The following is a 19148-nucleotide window of genomic DNA, read 5'->3' on the forward strand; positions in this document are numbered from 1 at the left end:
ACAAAGGGGACAACCTCTTGCATCCATACCAGCGTATCGGCTCAGCCTTACAGCCGGACCGCGGCGCGCTATCCTCGCGGGGATTCGGTGGTGGGACGATGCGTCGTCGGCGGTCCTGAAGAAGGCGAAGATTGATGTCCGAACAGCGTCTCTACCAGTCCGTCGCCGCGTCGATCCGCGCGATGATCGAGTCGGGGGAGTTTCCGGCAGGCTCGCGGCTGCCGGGCGAGCGCGACCTTGCCGAACGGCTCGGCGTCAGCCGGGTGACGATCCGCGAGGCCGAGATCGCTCTGGAGGCCCAGGGATGGATCGCCATCCGGACCGGCTCCGGCGTCTATGTTCTGCAACGGACGGAGAGCGCGGCCTCGCTGCCGAACGTGACGGCTTTCGACCTGACCGCGGCGCGCGCGATCATCGAGGCCGAAGCCGCGGCACTCGCGGCCGCCAACATCACCGATGCGGATCTGCTGGAGCTTGAAGAGCTGGTCCTCGCCATGTCGGACCCGACCGGTTCGGACGAAAGCGCCGCCATGGCCGATCAGAAATTCCACCTCGCGATCGCCCGCATCGGCGGTAACCCGGTCATCGAGTTCTGCGTGTCCATGATCTGGCGGATCCGCAACGAGCTGCCCCAGGTTCGCAAGGTCTACGGTCGCGTCTGTCACAATGACGGAGAGGCGCGCACGAACGAACATGCGGATATCCTCGCGGCCCTGAGCCGTCGGGACCCTCAGGCCTCGCGGACCGCGATGCGCGATCATTTCCACCGGTTGTTCGAGGCCATGCTGGAAGCCACCGAAAGCGATGCGTTGGCCGAGGTCCGCCGCCGCACCGAACACGACCGCAGCCGTTTCCTGGCGACCACCCGGATATAGGCTGCACCACCGGCTTCAGGAGGGACGCTCCTCCAGCCCGCGGGCTGGCGCGTTCGGCCCGTCCGGAGCGGCGAGCGCCGCCAGTTTGCGCGTGACGACGGGGATGGTGAGCATCGTCGATGCGACGGCCATCAGAAGCAGGGCCGTGAAGGCACTGTGGGTGATGATCGCCTTGTCCAGCAGGACGTTGGCGAAAATGATCATGATGAGCGCCTTGGTCTGCAGCAGCCAGCCCACCACCCCGGCCTCGCCCTTCGGCCAGTTCAGGATGCGCCCGGCGAGGTGGACGCCCGCGAGTTTGCCGACCACGGCCGCCACCAGCAGCAGGGCTGCGGCTCCGAAAACCGCCAGCCCGCCCATTCCCCATTCGGTCCGCAGGCCGGTGGACAGGAAGAAGACCGGCATGATGGTCATCAGGATCGTATCGCGAAAGCTCTCCAGCCGGCGCCGGTCGAAGGATCCGGGCTCGAGGACCGCCCCCGACAGGAACGCTCCGACCATGAAATGCAGGCCTGACCAGTCGGCCGTGAACCCGCAGAGCGCCAGCCAGATCAGGCCGACGTACCAGCGGTCCCCGGCCTCAAGACGGCGCAGCAGGGCCCGCACGGCCAGGCTGGCGATCACGAAACCGACCAGAAACAGGGCCTGGCGACCGACCCTTTCCCAGTCGAGCAGGATCAGGGCGAGCACCCCCCAGATGGCGACATCATCCAGGCTGGCATAGCGAAGGACGCGCTGGCCCAGCGGGAGCCTCAGGATGTTGAGCTTCTCCAGGAACAGCACGAGGATCGGCAGGGCGGTGACGGCGCAGGCCATGCCCATGCCCAGGATCACCTGCCAGCGCAGACCCCCGGAGCCGATCCAGCCCGGCCATTGGGTCAGGAACAGCGCCGCGCCCGCCCCGAGCGCCATCGGCACGATCAGGGCCAGACCGGCGGTTGTCGTGGTGTCGGTCCGGTGTCGCCAGGCTTCCTTCAGGTCGAGCTCGACGCCGGCGACCCAGACGAACAGCATGACCGCCCACCAGGCGATCCCGTTCAGGGCTCCGATCACCGACGGCGTGAAGACCGTGGCGTAGTAGGCCGGAAAGACCGCTCCCAGAAGCCCCGGTCCCAGCAGGACACCGGCCACGATCTGGACGACCACCAGCGGCGCCCAGGCGTCTGTCCGCCCGATCCGCCACACCATCCAGGGGATGGTGAAGATGATGAGCATGGCGATCAGGAAGAGCTCGGTCGCGTTCATCGCGGTGTGCATCGTGGCCGCCCCGCCCTATCGCTGAAGTGACTGCAGCAGGATCGCCTTGATCCGCGCTTGGACGGGTCCGGTGACCGGCCCCAGGACACCGCGCGCCGCCGGCGGGATGTGCGCCACCGGGTCGTCTCCGGTCTGAAAGATGTAGTGATCGAAAAAGGCTCGCCAGTGCCGGCGCTCGCCCGGCGGAAGGTCCCGGATGGTCAGCAAGGCATGCAGCAACGTTAACAGTGGCGTGTTCATATGCTCCGGCCCATCCCGCCACCAGAGATTGATCATCGCTCCGAAATCCTCGAGCGACTCGACGTGATGCCACCACAGGCTGGGCAGGTACAGAACGTCGCCCGGCTCCAGCTCCGCCACCTCGGCGGCCGCCAGGGCAGAATGGTATTTCGGATGGCGCTCGAAGTCCGGCTCGACGATGTCGACCAAGCTGATCGGCTGGCCGGCCAGCGTCCGGTCGATCGGGCCCACATAGAGATTGCCGATCTGATCGGGTGGAAACAGGGTGAAGCGGCGGCGGCCCGCGACCACACAGGCCAGGTTCTGGGCCAGATCCCAGTGTGCCGCCGTCCGCGACCGGTTGCCGATCCACAGGGAGGTCAGCCGCTCCTTGCCCGGGTCGAGAAGGGGCATCGGATGCGCCTCCCCCACGCCTGGCAACACCGTCGGCAAAGGCACGCCGCCCGCGTAGACATGCCCGACGTCGCCCGGGGTATCGGGGTTCAGCAGCTGATCGAGCAGGGCCTGCAGGGTGGTGCTTCGCTGTTCGTGATTGAACCCCGACAGGTCGTCGGAATAGCCGAACCGACCGCCCATCTCCGGCGCACCGAAGAAGGCGCGTACGGGCGAACCCCTGTCGTGTCGCAACAGATAGTCGGCGAGCGCTGCCGGCGACGTGCGTGCGGCGGAGACGGCAGGCCAATCCTTCACCAGCCCCTTCAAGACGGCCGGGCGCCCGAGCGGGACGATCTCGGATTCGAACCGCGCCCGATCCATGTCTGTATGGACGGCGACTGGCTGTGGGAGAGTCGTCATCGGACCGCCGCCACGCTGCTGGAACGGGTTGAATCCGGCGCGTAATTCGACATTCCAGACCTGCCCTTGGGCCGCGAAACTGCTAGAAATCGCCGGTGCGGAGAACGGTAGAAAAAATGGCTGATCCGATCAAATCCGTGCTCGTCGTCGGGGGTGGTACGGCCGGCTGGATGGCCGCCGCAGCCCTGAACCGGTCGCTGGGTCCGCACTGCAAGGTCTCCCTGGTCGAAAGCGACGACATCGGCATTGTCGGTGTCGGCGAGGCGACCGTGCCGCCGATCCGCGACTTCAACGCGCTGATCGGTCTGGACGAAGCCGAGTTCATGCGCGAGACGCGCGCCACGCTGAAGATCGGCATCGAGTTCGTCGACTGGGGATCGCGGGGCAATCGCTACCTCCACCCGTTCGGCACGTTCGGCCCGGGGCCGACCCTGTCGGAATTCCAGCAATCGTTCCTGGCGCTGCGCGCCAAGGGGCGGATCGACGACGATCTGGACGCCTATTCGCTGTGCGCCCAGGCCTGCAAGGCGGGCAAGGCCGGCGCCCGGGATCCGGACCCGCGCTCGCCGCTGAATGCCCTGTTTACCGCCTATCACTTCGACGCCGGTCTTTACGCGCGATACCTGCGCAAGGTCTGCGAAGGCCGGGGCGTCGAGCGGATCGAGGGCGAGATCGTCGACGTCGTCCAGCGGCCCGATGACGGGTTCATCGATCGGGTCCGGCTCAAGGACGGTCGCGAACTGTCGGCCGATCTGTTCATCGACTGCACGGGCTTCCGCGCCCTGCTGATCGAGGGGGCGCTGAAGGCGGGGTTCGAGGACTGGAGCCACTGGCTGCCGATGAACCGGGCATGGGCCGTGCCCTGCGAGCGGGTCGGTCCGACGACGCCCTTCACCCGTTCGACGGCGCGCGACGCCGGCTGGCAGTGGCGGATCGCGCTGCAGCACCGCACGGGGAACGGTCACGTCTACTGCTCGGACTTCATGGGCGATGACGAGGCGCGGCAGATCCTGCTGGACAACCTGGACGGCCCCGCCCTGGCAGAGCCCCGTCCCTTGCGGTTCACGACGGGACGGCGGAAGGCGTTCTGGTCGAAGAACGTGGTGGCCCTGGGCCTGTCCAGCGGGTTCATCGAGCCGCTGGAATCGACCAGCATCCACATGGTGCAGTCCGGCATCTACCGGTTGCTGCAGCATTTCCCCGACAGCCGGTTCAGCCCGGTCAATATCGAGACCTACAATCGCAGGCTGGGCGCGGAGGTGGCGCTGATCCGCGACTTCGTCATCCTGCACTATCACGCGACCCAGAGGGACGACACGGCGTTCTGGCGGCACATGGCGACCATGCCGATACCGGACACCCTGAGCCAGCGGGTCGAAGCCTTTCGCGATCGCGGCCTGCTGTACCAGTCGGGAGCCGACGAATACTTCAGCCAGGGGTCCTGGCTGGCAGTCATGTATGGCCAGGGCATCATGCCGACGGGGCACAATCCACTCTACGACCTTCAGAATCTCGACCAGATCCAGGCAGGCTTCGGCCAGATCGCGCGTCGCTGGACGCAGACGGTCGCCGCCATGCCCGGTCACGACGAGTTCCTGAAGGCCAGCGGCATGTGGGCCGGGGCCACCTGAGGCCCGCCGCTCTGCCCCGCTGATCTCAGGCAGCGCGACGGGATCCGGGACCGCAAGCGGCATTCGCAGGCTCCGAAACGAAAGATGGCCGCGCGGTTGCCCGCGCGGCCAGTTTCATGCCTCAGGAGGAGGCAGCCGTCCCGGACGGGGAAGTCGGGACGGCCGGTGATCGCATCAGTAGCGATAGTTCAGACCGATCAGGAACGTCCGGCCATAGGTCTGGTAGTCGATGACCTGACGCTCATCGCCGTTCTGGAAGGTCGAGAAGGGCTCGTCGGTCAGGTTGTTGACCTGGAAGAGCACCGAAGCGCCATCCAGCGGTCCCGACTGGAACTCGTAACCGATCTGGGCATCGATCACGTTCTCCTCGGCGACGCTGCGCAGGGTGCGGCCGTTGCCGAAGCCGGCGACCTCACCCAGGAAATCCGACCGGTAGCGATCCGAAATCCGCGCCTGGAAACCGTTGGCCTCGTAGTAGACGGTCAGGTTGGCCACGGTCTCCGACAGCCCCGGCAGAGGGGTGGCGTTGATACCGTCGGGCTTGATCTCGCTGGAGGTCTGGGACGCGCTGAACTGGAAGCCGAAACCCTCCAGAGCGGGATGGACGACATTGAGCGGCACCGACAGGGCGAACTCGATCCCGGAGATGTAGCCGCCGTCTCCGTTGTCCGGCGCACCGACCAGTCCCTGACGCAGCGCCGGCTCGGGGTTGGCCGGCGTGATCGGACCGATCGGATAACCCGTGAAGTCGAAGATCTGGTTCCGGTTGTAGACGAAGGTTTCCAGGTATTTGTAGAAGCCGGCGAGCGAGACGTAGCCAGTACGATTGGCGAAGTAGCGCTCGTACGACAGGTCGACCACGTCGGCGATCGTCGGCTTCAACTCCGGATTTCCGCCGCCGCCGCTCCACGGTGAGTTGTTGATGTCGGTGGACGTCGCCCTGCCGGAGTCATAGCCGAAATTCCGCGACGCCCGCATGTCGTCCATCCGCGAGCGCGCCAGCGTCCGGGCCGCGGCGAAGCGGACGTACTGGTCCTCGCCGACCTCTAGAATGAAGTTCGAGGACGGCAGGAACTCCTGGTACTCCAGACCACCGCTGACCGCCGTGGACCGCGTCGTGGCACCGGTGCCGGAGGCGGCAAAGCCGTTCGAGCTCTGGTCGGTGTAGACATACTGCAGGCCGATGTTGCCGGTCAGGGGCATCGACCACAGCGTGTGGTCAATGGCCAGCTGCAGGTAGGCCGTATTGACCTTCTCGGTCACTTCCCAGTTGCCCGACTGGACGTCGGCGTTGGGGTTGCGGACCCGGTTGTAGAAGCCGGAGTTCACCAGGCCGAGCGCGTCGTAGCTGATCACCGGACCCAGGCCGAGGTAGGTCAGCTCCGTCGAGGGCAGCAGGAAGGCCGCCGGCACCACAGCGCTCGCCCCGCCGGGCACGCCGAGGAAGAACTGGTCGTTGACGAAGCTCTTTTCCCGCTCCGAGACGTTCACGCCGAACTTGATCGACGTGAACGGGCCGTCGCCGTTCAGCTGGCGGGTCGCCTGCAGACGGACAGCCTTGATCTCGTCCTCGACCGAGGGCGTGTTCAGATAGCCATCCTGCCCCCCGGGGATGACGTCGCCGCCCCAGCCCTGCGGGCTGGTCAGACGGATGAGGTTGGGATCGGCGTAGTTCAGGGAGTGGGTGAAGGTCGCGGAGCCGTCGGAGTCGATGGCGTAACCGATGGTGTCGAGCGCGCCCGCAACGTCCCGGCCCGTGCCGGAGTAGGTCTCGAGCACGACGTCGTTCCGCTCGACCTTCGAGTAGTTCAGGTCAGCCATCAGGGACCAGTCGTCGCTGGCGTCGAAGACGGTGTTCCAGCCCAGCGAGGTGATGGTGCTGTCGCGCGTGTTGACGTCGTTGCGGATGACGCCCTTCACATTGGTGAAGGTTCCGGCCGTGATCAGCCCCCCGTCGACCGTGGTGGTCGGCTGCAGCCGCGGAGCCGGGCGGCAGGTCGCCGTGGCCGGGGGCGCGGGGTTGACGCTTGCAGAAGGACATCCCGCGCCGGACGACCCGCCCCAATAGAGCGGCAGTTCGATACCGCGCAGGATCTGCGTGTTCTGGAACTCGGAATAGAAGCCGTCGAAGGTGGAGTGGAAACGGTCGTTCGGTCGGAATTCGACCGTGCCGACGAACCCGTCGCGCTGCAACTCCGAGGACATCACGTACGGCTTGGAGCCGCCCAGCACCAGTTGGCCGATCTCTTCCGAATAGCCGGCGCGCGGCGTGCGCGGCGCGGGCGGCGGATTGACCTGTTCGCCGTAGAGGTCGTTGCCCAGATCCACGGTCGGATAGCCCCAGGCGTTGTACCGCTCGGATTGATACGGGCTTTCGATATGGGCGTAGCCGAGGGCCACCCCGATCGTGCCGTCCGCGAACTGATCGATGTAGGACAGGCTGTAGCGGTTGCCGTTGTCCTCCGTGCCCGAGTTCAGCGCGCCGATGTCGTTCTGCTCGTAGCGGACGTTGGCGGCGATGGCGCGCCGGCCGAAGGCCAGCGGCCGGATGGTCTGCAGGTCCACGGTCCCGGCCAGCCCCTGTCCGATCAGCTGGGCATCGGGCGTCTTGTAGACGGTGACGCCGCCCAGAAGTTCCGACGGATACTGGTCGAACTCCACGCCGCGGTTGTCGCCGGTCGTGACCTGCTCGCGCCCGTTCAGCAGGGCGGTGGTGAAATCGGGTCCCAGACCGCGGATCGAGATCAACTGCCCGCGGCCGTCGAGGCGCTGCACCGTCAGACCCGGCAGGCGGGCCAGGGATTCGGCGATGGAGACGTCCGGCAGCTTGCCGATGTCCTCGGCCGTGATCACCTCGACGATCGAGGTGTTGCGGGCCTTGGCCGCAATCGAGTTGGCGATGGAGGCGCGGATCCCGGTGACGACGATCTCGTCGACCTGGGTCTCCTCTTCCTGCGGTGCGGTCTGGGCCTGGGCGGCACCGGTCATGGCGAGGAGCGCCAGAACCCCGGCGGCTCCGCTCGCCATCAGGCGCGCACGCGTGTTCGAACGAAACGTCATTGTCATTCTCCCTGACAGCCATCTCGCGTTTCTGACGAAGCGATCCCGGCCTGTTCGCAAAAATATGCAAACTTTGCGCAAGGTTGCAAGCCTGTTATTTTGAAGACCGCATTGTGGCAGAGATCGCGGGTCTTCAAGCGGCGCTATAATGCCGATATTGCGGCGCACCATTCGGCGTAGCGCCTGATATCCGGCCGGCAGCATTCCGATTGACAGAGCTCCTCAGGACTGCAAAATCTTGCAAACAATGAGGCCGGACAATGTATCCGGCACAGGCCGGGACGGAATGCGACGATGACCCCTGCAAGAGGCTCAATCCGGAGGACCAGCCCGGCCGTCCAGGCCGCTGCTGCGGTCCTGGCCGCCCTGACTGTCCTGACGGGCGGCGCGCCGGGCCATGCGCAGACCACCCCGGACTATCGCGCACGGCTGCCTCAGGATGAGGTGATCTACTTCCTGATGCCGGACCGGTTCGACAACGGCGATCCGGCCAACGACACCGGGGGACTGCCGGGCGGCCGGCTGGATCACGGCTTCGATCCGACGGACGAGGGCTTCTACCACGGGGGCGATCTGGCGGGCGTGGAACGACGCCTGGACTACCTTCAGGGTCTCGGGGCCACAGCGATCTGGATGGCCCCGATCTTCAGGAACAAGCCCGTACAGGGCGAACCGGGGCGGGAGTTCGCCGGGGCCCACGGCTACTGGATCACCGATTTCACCCGCGTCGACCCGCATTTCGGAGACGAGGCGGCGATGCATGCGCTCGTCGATGCCGCCCACGCGCGCGGCATGAAGGTCTATATGGACATCGTCGCCAACCATACGGCGGACGTGATCCGGTACCGCGAATGCCCGGCCAACGACTGCGCCTACCGCAGCCGCGCCGACTATCCATTCACACGGCGGGGCGGGATCACCGGGGCGGCGATCAACGAGGGATTCGACGGCAGCAATTTCGACCGGCTGACCCGCTCCGACTATGCCTATACGCCCTATGTGCCGGAGGGCGAGGCGGCGGTGAAAGTGCCCGCCTGGCTGAACGACCCCGCCTACTATCACAACCGGGGCGACACGACGTTTCGGGGCGAAAGCTCGACCGACGGCGACTTCGCCGGGCTCGACGACCTGCTGACCGAGCATCCCCGGGTCGTGTCCGGCATGATCGAGATCTTCGGGGACTGGATCGATCGCTACGGCATCGACGGGTTCCGCATCGACACGGCCAAACACGTGAACTCGGCGTTCTGGCAAGCCTTCGTGCCTGCCATGCTGGAACGGGCGCGGGCCCGGGGCATCCCGAACTTCCACATCTTCGGCGAGGTCTATGACGTCGATCCGGCGGTGACGGCCCGCTTCACCCGCGTGGACGGCTATCCGGCGGTCCTGGATTTCCCTTTCCAGTTCGCGGTGACCGACATCGTCGCGCGCGATGTCCCGCCGACCGCCCTGGCCAAGGTGTTCGACGCCGATGCTCTGTACGAGGGCGGAGCCACTGGCGCACTGGGGTTGCCCACCTTTCTCGGCAATCACGACATGGGTCGGATCGGCGGTTTCATTCTGGCGGCCCGGCCGGACATCAGCGACGCCGAACTGTTGCAACGCCAGACCCTCGCCCATGCCCTCATGATGTTCAGCCGTGGCGTTCCCACGCTCTACTACGGGGACGAGCAGGGCTTTACCGGCAGCGGCGGCTATGGCGGGGCGCGGCAGGACATGGCCGACACGCGGGTCGCGTCCTATCGGGACAACCGCATCGTGGGCGGTGCCCGCCCCCCCTTCGCGACCGACGCGCCACTGTACCGCGCGATCTCTGAAATGGCGCGTCTGCGGCAGGCGGACGTTCGCCTTCGCCGCGGTCTGCAGACGGTGCGCTTCGCCGCCGAGGCCCCCGGGATCCTCGCCCTGTCGCGGCGCATCGACGCCATGCCGGGCGAGACCCTGATCATCTACAATACGTCGGCCGCGTCCATCACTGCCAACATCGAGATCGATGCGGCCTCGACCCGCTGGTCGACGGCCCGCGGCGAATGCCCCGCCGCGGCGTCGGCACCGGGCAGCCTGCGCGTGACCGTCCCCGCATTCGACTATCTGATCTGTTCCTCCGAAGGTGCGCGTTGACTGCCGAAGTAATTGCCCACGACCCACGCGCCATGAGCACGGCCCGGCCCGAATTGGGTCAGGCGTGGTGGCGGGGCGCGGTTATCTACCAGATCTATCCGCGCAGCTTCGCCGACAGCAACGGCGACGGCATCGGCGACCTGCCGGGCATCACGGCGCATCTGGATCACATCGCGTCGCTGGGCGTCGACGGCATCTGGCTGTCACCCTTCTTCACCTCGCCGATGAAGGACTTCGGCTACGACGTGTCGGACTACGTCGGCGTGGACCCGATCTTCGGGACCCTGGCGGACTTTGACGCGATGCTGGCCCGGGCCCACGCCCTGGGGCTGAAGGTCATCATCGACCAGGTCTATTCACACACCTCGGACCAGCATGCGTGGTTCTGCGAGAGCCGCCGGGACGGCACCAACCCGAAGGCCGACTGGTACGTCTGGGCCGACGCGAAACCGGAAGGATCACCGCCGTCGAACTGGCAGTCGGTGTTCGGCGGCCCGGCCTGGACCTGGGACGCGCGTCGCGGCCAGTACTACATGCACAACTTCCTGAAGGAGCAGCCGCAACTCAACGTCCGGAACCCGGAGGTCCAGGACGCCCTGCTGGCCGTGGCCCGTTTCTGGCTGGACCGGGGCGTTGACGGCTTCCGTTGCGATGCGCTGAACTTCGCCATGCACGACCCGTCCCTGACGGACAATCCGCCGGTCCTGACGCCGGGCAAGCGGACCCGCCCGTTCGATTTCCAGCATCACCTCTACAACCAGTCGCACGCCGACATCCTGCCCTTCCTGACCCGGCTCCGGCGCGTGGCAGACAGCTATGACGGCGACCGGTTCCTGGTGGCCGAGGTCGGCGGAGAGCGCGCCGACGAGGAAATGAAGCTCTATACCCAGGGCACCGACAGGCTGCAGTCGGCCTATGGATTCCTCTATCTGTACGCGTCCGGCCTGACACCGAGGCTGGTCGAGCAGGGGCCCGCGATGTGGCCGGGCACGCCGGGCGAGGGCTGGCCGTCGTGGACCTTTTCGAACCACGATGCGCCGCGTGCGGTCTCGCGCTGGGCGGACGGTCGCGACCCGAAAGCCTATGCCGGGATGGCGCTGCTCTTGCTGATGTGCCTGCGCGGCAACGTCTTCCTCTACCAGGGCGAGGAGTTGGGCCTTCCACAGGCGGACGTGCCGTTCGAGCGTCTGGTCGATCCCGAGGCCATCGCCAACTGGCCCGAGACGCTGGGGCGCGATGGGGCGCGCACACCGATTCCATGGAAGACGGACAACGGGTTCTCGGGCTTTTCGGAAAGCGAACCCTGGCTGCCGGTCGATCCCCGGCACGAGGCGCTGACGGTCGAGGCGCAGGAGCGGGACCCGTCGTCGACGCTGCATCTGGCTCGAGACATGGTCGCCCTGCGTAAGGCCCATCCGGCGCTCCGCACGGGCTCCATGGCGGTCGTCACTGCCACCGACAGCCTGCTGGTGTTCGAGCGGACGGGAGCGGGCGAATCCCTGCTTTGCGTCTTCAACCTTGGCCACGACCATGTCGCATGGTCGTGGCCGCCCGGGTACACGGCGCTTCAGAGCGTGAACTGTCCCGCGCCCGGGTCCGGCGGGCTCCCGCCCATGGCCGGACTGGTTCTGGCCAGGATGGCCGGGTGATGTCAGCCGCCGCAGGTCTCGCGCACGATAAGGTCCGTGGGGATCCGCTCGGATCGCCCACCGCCCTCCCCGGCGTGGTCCAGCAGCTTGGAGATCATCAGACGTCCCGCCTTCATCGTGTCCTGCGCGATAGTCGACAGGGCCGGCCGGCTGTAGCGGCTGAACGGAACGTTATCGAAGCCGATCACCGAGACGTCTCCGGGCACCGACTTGCCGGCGTGCAACAGCGCGCGGACGGCCCCCAGCGCGATGAGGTCGGAGGCGGCGACGATGCCGTCGAAATCCAGACCCCGGCGCAGCATGGAATCGACCGCAGCCTCGGCGCTCTCGACCTCGAAATGGGCCGGGACGATCAGGTCGGGATCGAGGGTCAGCCCGGCGGTCTCGAGCGCGTCCTGGTAGCCCCGCTGGCGCTGGAGGGCCTCGGGCGGCTCCAGGTCACCGAGGTAGACGATCCGCTTGCGCCCCAGTCGGGCCAGATGCGCCGTGGCTCTTCGTCCGCCGTTGACGTTGTCCGAGCCGATCGAGCAGTAGTTCTGGTCCGGCAGTTCAGCGCCCCAGACGACGAACCGTCCCTCGGTTTCGGCGATCCGGTTGAAGGCGGCATGCAGGGTCGATTGCCCCAGGAAGATCACGCCGTCCGCCCGGCTCGTCGTCATGGCGATGCTGAGGTCGTGCAGATTGGCCGGCGAGACGTGGCTCATCACCAGATCGCAGCCGCGTTCACGGGCCGCCTCGCCGACGCCGGCCAGCAGTTCCAGGAAGAACGGGTCGCTCAAGCGACCTTCGCGCCCTTGCGGTCGCGGCGTCACCAGGGCGATCGTGCCCGATGCGCCGATCGGAGCCGCAGGCATATGCCGTCTGAAGGGATAGTCGTGCTCGCGCGCCAGCTTCCAGATCTTCTGCTTGGTGCGCGTGTTGACCGCCGGGCTGTCGTTCAGGGCACGGGACGCTGTGGCGATGGAAACGCCGGCCAGGGCGGCGATGTCTTCCAGTCGGGTGGATCGTTTCGTCAAATGGCCCCCGCCATCTCTGCAAAATTTGCTGCAAACCACGTCATCGCCGCATCTGCACCCCGCAGACGACGTTTGGCAAGCGCTTCGCTTTTCGAAGCTGCACCGGAGTGAAGCCCATGCGTATTCCGCTACTTATCCTGGCCGTGATCGCCCTGTGCACGCCCGCAGCCGCCCAGACCGCAGCGCCCGCGGCGGTCGGGGTTTCCTCGCCGGACGGGACCCTGTCGGTCCGGGTCACGACCGACGGCGACGGCCGCGCGAGCTATGCGGTCTCGCGGTCCGGACAGCCGGTCATCGCGCCCTCGCGGCTGGGTTTCATCCTGACCGATGCCCCCAAGCTGGAGCGCAATCTGGTCGTGACGGCCGAGGCGGCGACCGACCATGACGACACCTGGGAGCAGCCCTGGGGCGAGCGCCGGTTCGTCCGGAACCGCTATCGCGAACTCCGGGTCCATCTGCGCGAGCGGACCGCGCTTGCGCGCAGTTTCGACGTCGTCTTCCGCGTCTATGACGACGGCCTGGGCTTTCGCTACGAATTTCCCGAGCAGGCGGCCCTGCCGGTCCTGAACATCGGCTCCGAACTGACCGAGTTCAACATCGCCGAGGACGGCCAGGCCTGGTGGATCCCCTCGCACGAGTGGAACCGCGAGGAATACCTCTATCACCGCACATCGATCGGTGAGGCGTCCGGCACCCAGACGCCCCTGACGATGAAGCTCGACTCGGGCCTGCACATCTCGATCCACGAGGCGGCGCTGGTGGACTACGCGGGCATGAACCTGCGTCGGGCCGAGGGCCGACGCTTCGTCGCCGACCTGACGCCGGGCTTCACCAATGCGGCCGTGGCGCGGACGGCCCCCTTCCCCACCCCGTGGCGCACGATCCAGATTTCGGACACGGCTGGCGGCCTTGTCGAATCCAGCCTGATCCTGAACCTGAACGAGCCCAATGCGATCGGCGACGTCAGCTGGTTCAAGCCCATGAAATACATCGGCATCTGGTGGGAAATGCACCTCGACACGGCGACCTGGGCGTCCGGTCCGCGGCACGGCGCAACCACAGCGAACACGCGCCGCTACATCGACTTCGCCGCAGAGAACGGTTTCGGTGGCGTCCTGGTCGAGGGCTGGAACATCGGCTGGGACGGCGACTGGTTCGGCAATGGATCGGACTACTCCTTCACCCAGCCCTATCCCGACTTCGATCTGGAGGGCCTGGCCGCCTATGGCCGCGAGCGGGGAGTCCAATTGATCGGTCACCACGAGACCGGCGGCAACGCCTTCCACTATGAGCAACAGATGGAGGCCGCTTTCGCCCTGGACCAGCGCCTGGGCATCACCACGGTCAAGACGGGCTATGTGGCCGATGCGGGCGGGGCCCAGGTCCGGGGACCGGACGGACGGGCGACCTTCGCCTGGCACGAGAGTCAGGCCATGGCTCGTCACCACCTTGCCGTGGTGGAAGCGGCTGCCGCCCACCAGGTGGCGATCAACGCACACGAGCCGATCAAGGACACGGGTCTGCGCCGGACTTATCCCAACTGGGTCAGCCGCGAAGGCGCCCGCGGCATGGAGTTCAATGCCTGGGGCCAGCCCGGCAATCCGCCGGAGCATGAGGTCAACCTGGTCTTCACCCGCCTGCTGGCCGGGCCGATGGATTTCACACCCGGCATCTTCGTCATGGCGACGAGAAGCCCGGACGGGGTCGCCACGACCTGGGCCAAGCAACTGGCGCTGTATGTCACCCTCTACAGCCCCATCCAGATGGCGGCCGACCTGCCGGAGACCTATGAAGCCAATCCCGGTCCCTTCCAGTTCATCAAGGACGTCGCGGTCGACTGGGACGAGACCCGCGTCCTGAACGGCGAAGTCGGCGACTATGTCACCATCGTCCGCAAGGAACGCGGCGGGCGGGAATGGTTCCTGGGCTCGATCACCGACGAGAACCCCCGTGTCCTGACCGCCGCCCTGACCTTCCTGGAGCCCGGCGTGCGCTATCGCGCCGAGATCTACCGCGACGGCCCGAGCGCCTCCTGGCGGGACGGCGACGGCATGAGCCGGACCGATATCGTCATCGAGCAGCAGGACGTGACTGCGGCCGATACGCTGACGCTGCGCCTCGCGCCCGGCGGCGGCCAGGCCATCCGCTTCGTGCCGCTCGGTCGAGGCGCGCGCCGATGATCGCCATTCCAGGGATCCTGACCATCCGGCCAAGGCTGAACGCCCTGGCCATCATGAACATGTGCGTCGGTTTCTTCGGCATCCAGATCGGCTTCGGACTTCAGAATGCCAATACGAGCCGCATCTTCCAGACCCTAGGGGCCGAGGTCGACTCCCTCGCCATCCTGTGGATCGCCGCCCCCCTGACCGGCCTGCTGGTCCAGCCGATCATCGGCCACTTCAGCGACAAGACCTGGAGCCCGCTGGGTCGACGGCGACCCTATTTCCTGGTCGGGGCGGTTCTGACGTCGCTGGCACTCGTGGCCATGCCGAACAGCCCGAGCCTGTGGTTCGCGGCGGCGACGCTGTGGATCATGGACGCCTCGATCAACATCACGATGGAGCCGTTCCGCGCCTTCGTCGGCGACCTGCTCCCTGACGAGCAGCGCACCGCCGGCTATGCGATGCAGAGCTTCTTCATCGGCACCGGCGCCGTGTTCGCGTCCTGCCTGCCGTGGATCCTGTCGAACCTCGGGGTCGAATCCACCGCGCCCGCGGGCGTCACGCCCGACAGCGTCCGGCTGGCCTACTACATCGGGGCCGGGTGCCTGCTGACGGCGGTGCTCTGGACGGTGTTCTCGACGCGGGAATACAGCCCCGAGCAGATGGCCGCCTTCGACGCCCACCGCGCCTTGCCCGGCCGGACGCCGGACGGCGAACCGGCTCCTGCAAGACCCACGCGCGCCTATGTCGCCGGTGGCCTCGTCTGGACGGTCCTCGGTGTCGCGGGCTTCATCGGTGTGGCGGCGACCGGACTGGAAAAGGAGCTCTATCTTCTGTCCGGCGGGATCGCGGCCTTCGGCGCGCTGCAGATGGTCGTCGGCGCGATGCATGCGGCCCGGACCTCGAACGGTCTCACCGAGATCGTCGACGACATCTTCCGCATGCCGGACACGATGCGCAGCTTGGCGGTCGTGCAATTCTTCAGCTGGTTCGCCCTGTTCGCCATGTGGATCTACACGACCGCCGCGGTCACCGCGGTGCACTATGGAACGACGGACACGACATCGGCCGCCTACAACACCGGGGCCGACTGGGTGGGCGTGCTGTTCGGGGTCTATAACGGGGTCGCGGCGCTGGCGGCCCTTGTCATTCCGGTTCTGGCCCAAAAGACCGGACGCAAGGGGGCCCACGCCATCAACCTCGTGCTGGGCGGGCTCGGCCTGATCGGCATCGCCGTGGTCCGTGATCCGGCTCTGTTGTGGCTCCCCATGATCGGGGTCGGCTTCGCCTGGGCCTCGATCCTGTCGATGCCCTACGCCATCCTGTCGGGCTCGGTGCCGGGCCGGAAGATGGGCGTCTACATGGGCATCTTCAACATCTTCATCGTCATGCCACAGCTGCTGGCGGCCACCATCCTGGGGCTGGTCCTGAAGCATCTGTTCGCAGGCGAGGCCATCTGGGCGCTGGTGATCGGCGGGGTATCGTTCTTCGTCGCCGCGGTCTGCGCCCTGTTCGTCAAGGACCCCGGGGCCGCATGACACCGTATCGCCGCCGCCTCTGTCCACCCGTCGCCTTCCCCCTCCCGTCCGCCTGACCGAGAGTAAGACCATGCGTAAACTGACCCGCGCCCTGATGCTCGGCACCGCCTTGCTGCCGTCGATGGCCTGCGCCTCGATGACGCCGGTTACCGACCCGGCTGTGCTGCCCGCGTCCGAGCCCATCGCCCCCGGGGCCCCCGGTGCCGCCACGACCTGGTCGAGCGCCGCCAAGACCGGCGTCGGGGCCTCGTACGAAGCCTATGTTGACGGCCATTACCGGGACGGTGGCCCGACAGGCGCGGTGTCAAAGGTCTGGTTCTCGATCGCCGACGGCGTTCTCACCGAGACCATGTACGGCCTGATCCACGAGGCCCAGATCAAGCAGATGCGGTTCGCCGTCATGACGGAGACGGGCCTGTCCGTGGAAGGAACCGACACGACGTCGCGCACCGAATACCAGTATGTCGATGCCGGGGGCCGTCCCCTGTCGCCGGCTTACCGGGTGATCACGACCGACAAGGCGGGCCGCTACGAAATCGCAAAGACCATCTTCACCGATCCCGACCGGAACACCCTGGTCGTGTCGGTCGTGATCCATGCCCTTAAGGGCCCGGTGACGCCGTATCTCGTGCTGGAGCCCCACATGGCCAACACGGGGGGCGGCGACATCGCCGAGGCCACCAACGATGTATTGTTCGCCCACGAGGGCAACGTGCACCTGGCCCTCATGCCCAGCCAGCCCTTCGAAGCGGCCAGCGCCGGATTTCTGGGGGCATCGGATGGACTGATGGACCTGCAGGCCAACGGCCGTCTGACCAATCTCTACGCGTCATCGGGCGGCACGCCGGGATCGGTGGTGTTGACCGGTGCCATGCAGACGATCCCCGAGGGACTCGCCTCGGCCCAGGCCATCTACATCGGCTTTGGCGACAGCCGTGAGGCCGCCCTCGCCTCGGTGAGGGGTTCCGGATCGTCGGGCGAGACCGTCGGCGACCTTCTCGCCCGCTTCAACGGCGAGGGCGATCATGTCGGCTGGGAGGACTGGATCGGCTCCCTGACCGAACTGCCCCGCATGGCCGAGGTCGGGACCGATGGTGGCAAGCTGGCCTATGCCTCGGCACTGATGCTGAAGGTCCAGGAAGATCGCACCCACGCCGGAGCCCTGATCGCGTCCCTCTCCAATCCCTGGGGCGAAACGGTCGACGCGACCCAGGCCTCGACCGGCTACAAGGCCGTCTGGCCGCGTGACTTCTATCAGGTGGCCATGGCCCTGATGGCGCTGGGAGACCGGCAGACGCCTCTGGCGGCCTTCCGCTACCTGCCACAGGTGCAGGTCGACGCGGGGACACCCGGCAATACGGGGGCCACCGGCTGGTTCCTGCAGAAGACCCACGTCGACGGCCAGATCGAATGGGTCGGGGTCCAACTGGACCAGACGGCCATGCCGATCATGCTGGGCTGGAAGCTGTGGAAGGCGGGCGAGGTGTCCGACGCCGAGATGGCGCGCATGTATGCCGCCATGATCAAGCCGGCCGCCGACTTCCTGGTCGACGGTGGCACCATCGGTCTGGACTGGAACGACCGGACGATCACCCCGCCCTGGTCCCAGCAGGAGCGCTGGGAGGAACAGGAAGGCTACTCACCGTCGACGACGGCTGCTGTCATCACCGGACTGACGGTGGCAGCGGAGATCGCGCGGGCCTCCGGGGACGTCGCCTCCGCCGACCGCTATCAGGCGACCGCCGACGACTATGCCGGCAAGGTCGAGGCACGGATGTTCACGACGGAGGGGTCGCTCGGTGACGGCGACTATTTCCTGCGCCTGAGCCGCAACGAAGACCCGAACGACCGCGCGCCTCTCGGCGAGAACAACGGCCAGCCCGCCCTGCCGGAGGACCGGATCGTAGACGGCGGCTTCCTGGAGCTGGTTCGCTATGGCGTGCGGGCGGCCGACGCGCCCTCCATCACGGAGACCTTGCCTGAATACGACGACCAGACCCGGGAGGATCGTCTGCGCGTGCGCTACGATCTGAATGGCTCGTCGGGCTGGCGTCGGTACGGCAACGACGGCTACGGCGAGAATACCGACACCTCCGGGAACTATGGGGTGGGCGGCATGACCCCGGGTCAGCGCGGCCGGGTCTGGCCGATCTTCACCGGCGAGCGCGGCACCTATGAGCTGGCCCGCCTGCTGGAAGACGGTACGCCGGATCCCGACGCCATCGACCGCATCCGCCAGACCTATGTGCGCGGCATGGAAAGCTTCGCCAACGACGGCCTTCTCCTGCCCGAACAGGTCTGGGATGGTGTGGGTCGCACGCCGGCCGACTACGCGATCGGCAAGGGGACGGACTCGGCGACCCCCCTCGCCTGGACCCACGCGGAGTATCTGAAGCTGCTGCGATCGCTGGCCGATCGCGCTATCTGGGACCGCTATGCCCCGGTGGCGACGCGGTACGCCCGATAGGCGACCGCCCCGAGCGAACAGCTCGGTCCTTCTTGGGAGGCGACAGCAGGAGGGTGGCAGCATCAGGCTCTGTGCACGGTCGTTCATCAGACGATGCCGTGGCGGCCGGTGGTGTCGGTCGCCACAGTCGCTCTCGTCGTCGCGACGGAACGAACTCGCGGCCGGATTTTGCAGGGACTGATGTCCTGAAGCCACCCGGCGAGCAGGGGCTCGTTCACCCCTCAAGGCATCGGACCAGTGAGATCGGCCCTGGACAGCAAAAAGCCCCGTGGTTTTGACCGACGGGGCTTTTCGTTGATTTGGGTGCGGGAGCTCGCACTGGTCAACATAGTATATC

Annotated in this window: 11 protein-coding genes; 7 read left to right on the forward strand and 4 right to left on the reverse strand. The window is 66.8% G+C overall.

Annotated features, from left to right (window positions below; all coding sequences use genetic code 11):
• Positions 1 to 134: 134 nt before the first annotated feature.
• Positions 135 to 875 carry a FadR/GntR family transcriptional regulator gene (locus tag BRESU_RS14465; RefSeq protein WP_013270307.1) on the forward strand — a complete coding sequence of 247 codons (741 nt, stop codon included), beginning with the start codon at positions 135 to 137 and terminating at the stop codon, positions 873 to 875.
• 15 nt (positions 876 to 890) lie between these two features.
• Here the strand turns inward: BRESU_RS14465 and BRESU_RS14470 are convergent, their stop codons facing one another.
• Together BRESU_RS14470 and BRESU_RS14475 are read right to left on the reverse strand one after the other, a co-directional pair.
• Positions 891 to 2132 carry a cation:proton antiporter gene (locus tag BRESU_RS14470; protein WP_013270308.1) on the reverse strand — a complete coding sequence of 414 codons (1242 nt, stop codon included), beginning with the start codon at positions 2130 to 2132 and terminating at the stop codon, positions 891 to 893.
• A 15-nt stretch (positions 2133 to 2147) separates the two neighbouring features.
• The gene (locus BRESU_RS14475) at positions 2148 to 3167 is read right to left on the reverse strand and encodes a cupin-like domain-containing protein (protein ID WP_013270309.1); all 1020 of its coding nucleotides are present in this window, start codon (positions 3165 to 3167) and stop codon (positions 2148 to 2150) included.
• A gap of 116 nt (positions 3168 to 3283) precedes the next feature.
• Between BRESU_RS14475 and BRESU_RS14480 the strand changes: the two genes are divergently transcribed.
• Entirely contained in the window at positions 3284 to 4798 is a 1515-nt protein-coding gene (locus tag BRESU_RS14480) for a tryptophan halogenase family protein (protein ID WP_013270310.1), read from the forward strand.
• A 174-nt stretch (positions 4799 to 4972) separates the two neighbouring features.
• On the opposite strand, the gene BRESU_RS14485 is transcribed toward BRESU_RS14480, so the two are convergent.
• Complete coding sequence (locus BRESU_RS14485; protein ID WP_013270311.1) at positions 4973 to 7858, reverse strand: TonB-dependent receptor; 2886 nt, start codon at positions 7856 to 7858, stop codon at positions 4973 to 4975.
• 294 nt (positions 7859 to 8152) lie between these two features.
• Here BRESU_RS14485 and BRESU_RS14490 point away from each other — a divergent pair, with 294 nt between their 5' ends.
• Together BRESU_RS14490 and BRESU_RS14495 are read left to right on the forward strand one after the other, a co-directional pair.
• Positions 8153 to 9979 carry an alpha-amylase family glycosyl hydrolase gene (locus tag BRESU_RS14490; protein ID WP_013270312.1) on the forward strand — a complete coding sequence of 609 codons (1827 nt, stop codon included), beginning with the start codon at positions 8153 to 8155 and terminating at the stop codon, positions 9977 to 9979.
• 32 nt (positions 9980 to 10011) lie between these two features.
• Positions 10012 to 11628: an alpha-glucosidase gene (locus BRESU_RS14495; RefSeq protein WP_013270313.1), complete on the forward strand. Its 1617-nt coding sequence runs from the start codon at positions 10012 to 10014 to the stop codon at positions 11626 to 11628.
• Between the two features lie 2 nt (positions 11629 to 11630).
• Here BRESU_RS14495 and BRESU_RS14500 read toward each other — a convergent pair whose 3' ends face one another.
• Positions 11631 to 12683 (reverse strand): LacI family DNA-binding transcriptional regulator, encoded by a 1053-nt coding sequence (locus BRESU_RS14500; RefSeq protein WP_174262863.1) that lies wholly within the window; start codon positions 12681 to 12683, stop codon positions 11631 to 11633.
• A 77-nt stretch (positions 12684 to 12760) separates the two neighbouring features.
• Between BRESU_RS14500 and BRESU_RS14505 the strand changes: the two genes are divergently transcribed.
• The 3 genes from BRESU_RS14505 (at position 12761) to BRESU_RS14515 (ending at position 18811) form a co-directional block, all read left to right on the forward strand.
• Positions 12761 to 14824: a glycoside hydrolase family 97 protein gene (locus BRESU_RS14505; RefSeq protein WP_013270315.1), complete on the forward strand. Its 2064-nt coding sequence runs from the start codon at positions 12761 to 12763 to the stop codon at positions 14822 to 14824.
• On the forward strand, positions 14821 to 16344 hold the full coding sequence (locus tag BRESU_RS14510) for an MFS transporter (protein WP_013270316.1): 1524 nt from the start codon (positions 14821 to 14823) through the stop codon (positions 16342 to 16344). The genes BRESU_RS14505 and BRESU_RS14510 overlap by 4 nt, the downstream gene beginning before the upstream one ends.
• Positions 16345 to 16414: 70 nt before the next feature.
• Positions 16415 to 18811: a glucan 1,4-alpha-glucosidase gene (locus BRESU_RS14515; protein ID WP_013270317.1), complete on the forward strand. Its 2397-nt coding sequence runs from the start codon at positions 16415 to 16417 to the stop codon at positions 18809 to 18811.
• Positions 18812 to 19148 lie beyond the last annotated feature (337 nt).

This window comes from Brevundimonas subvibrioides ATCC 15264 (genome assembly GCF_000144605.1).
Taxonomy (GTDB): domain Bacteria; phylum Pseudomonadota; class Alphaproteobacteria; order Caulobacterales; family Caulobacteraceae; genus Brevundimonas; species Brevundimonas subvibrioides.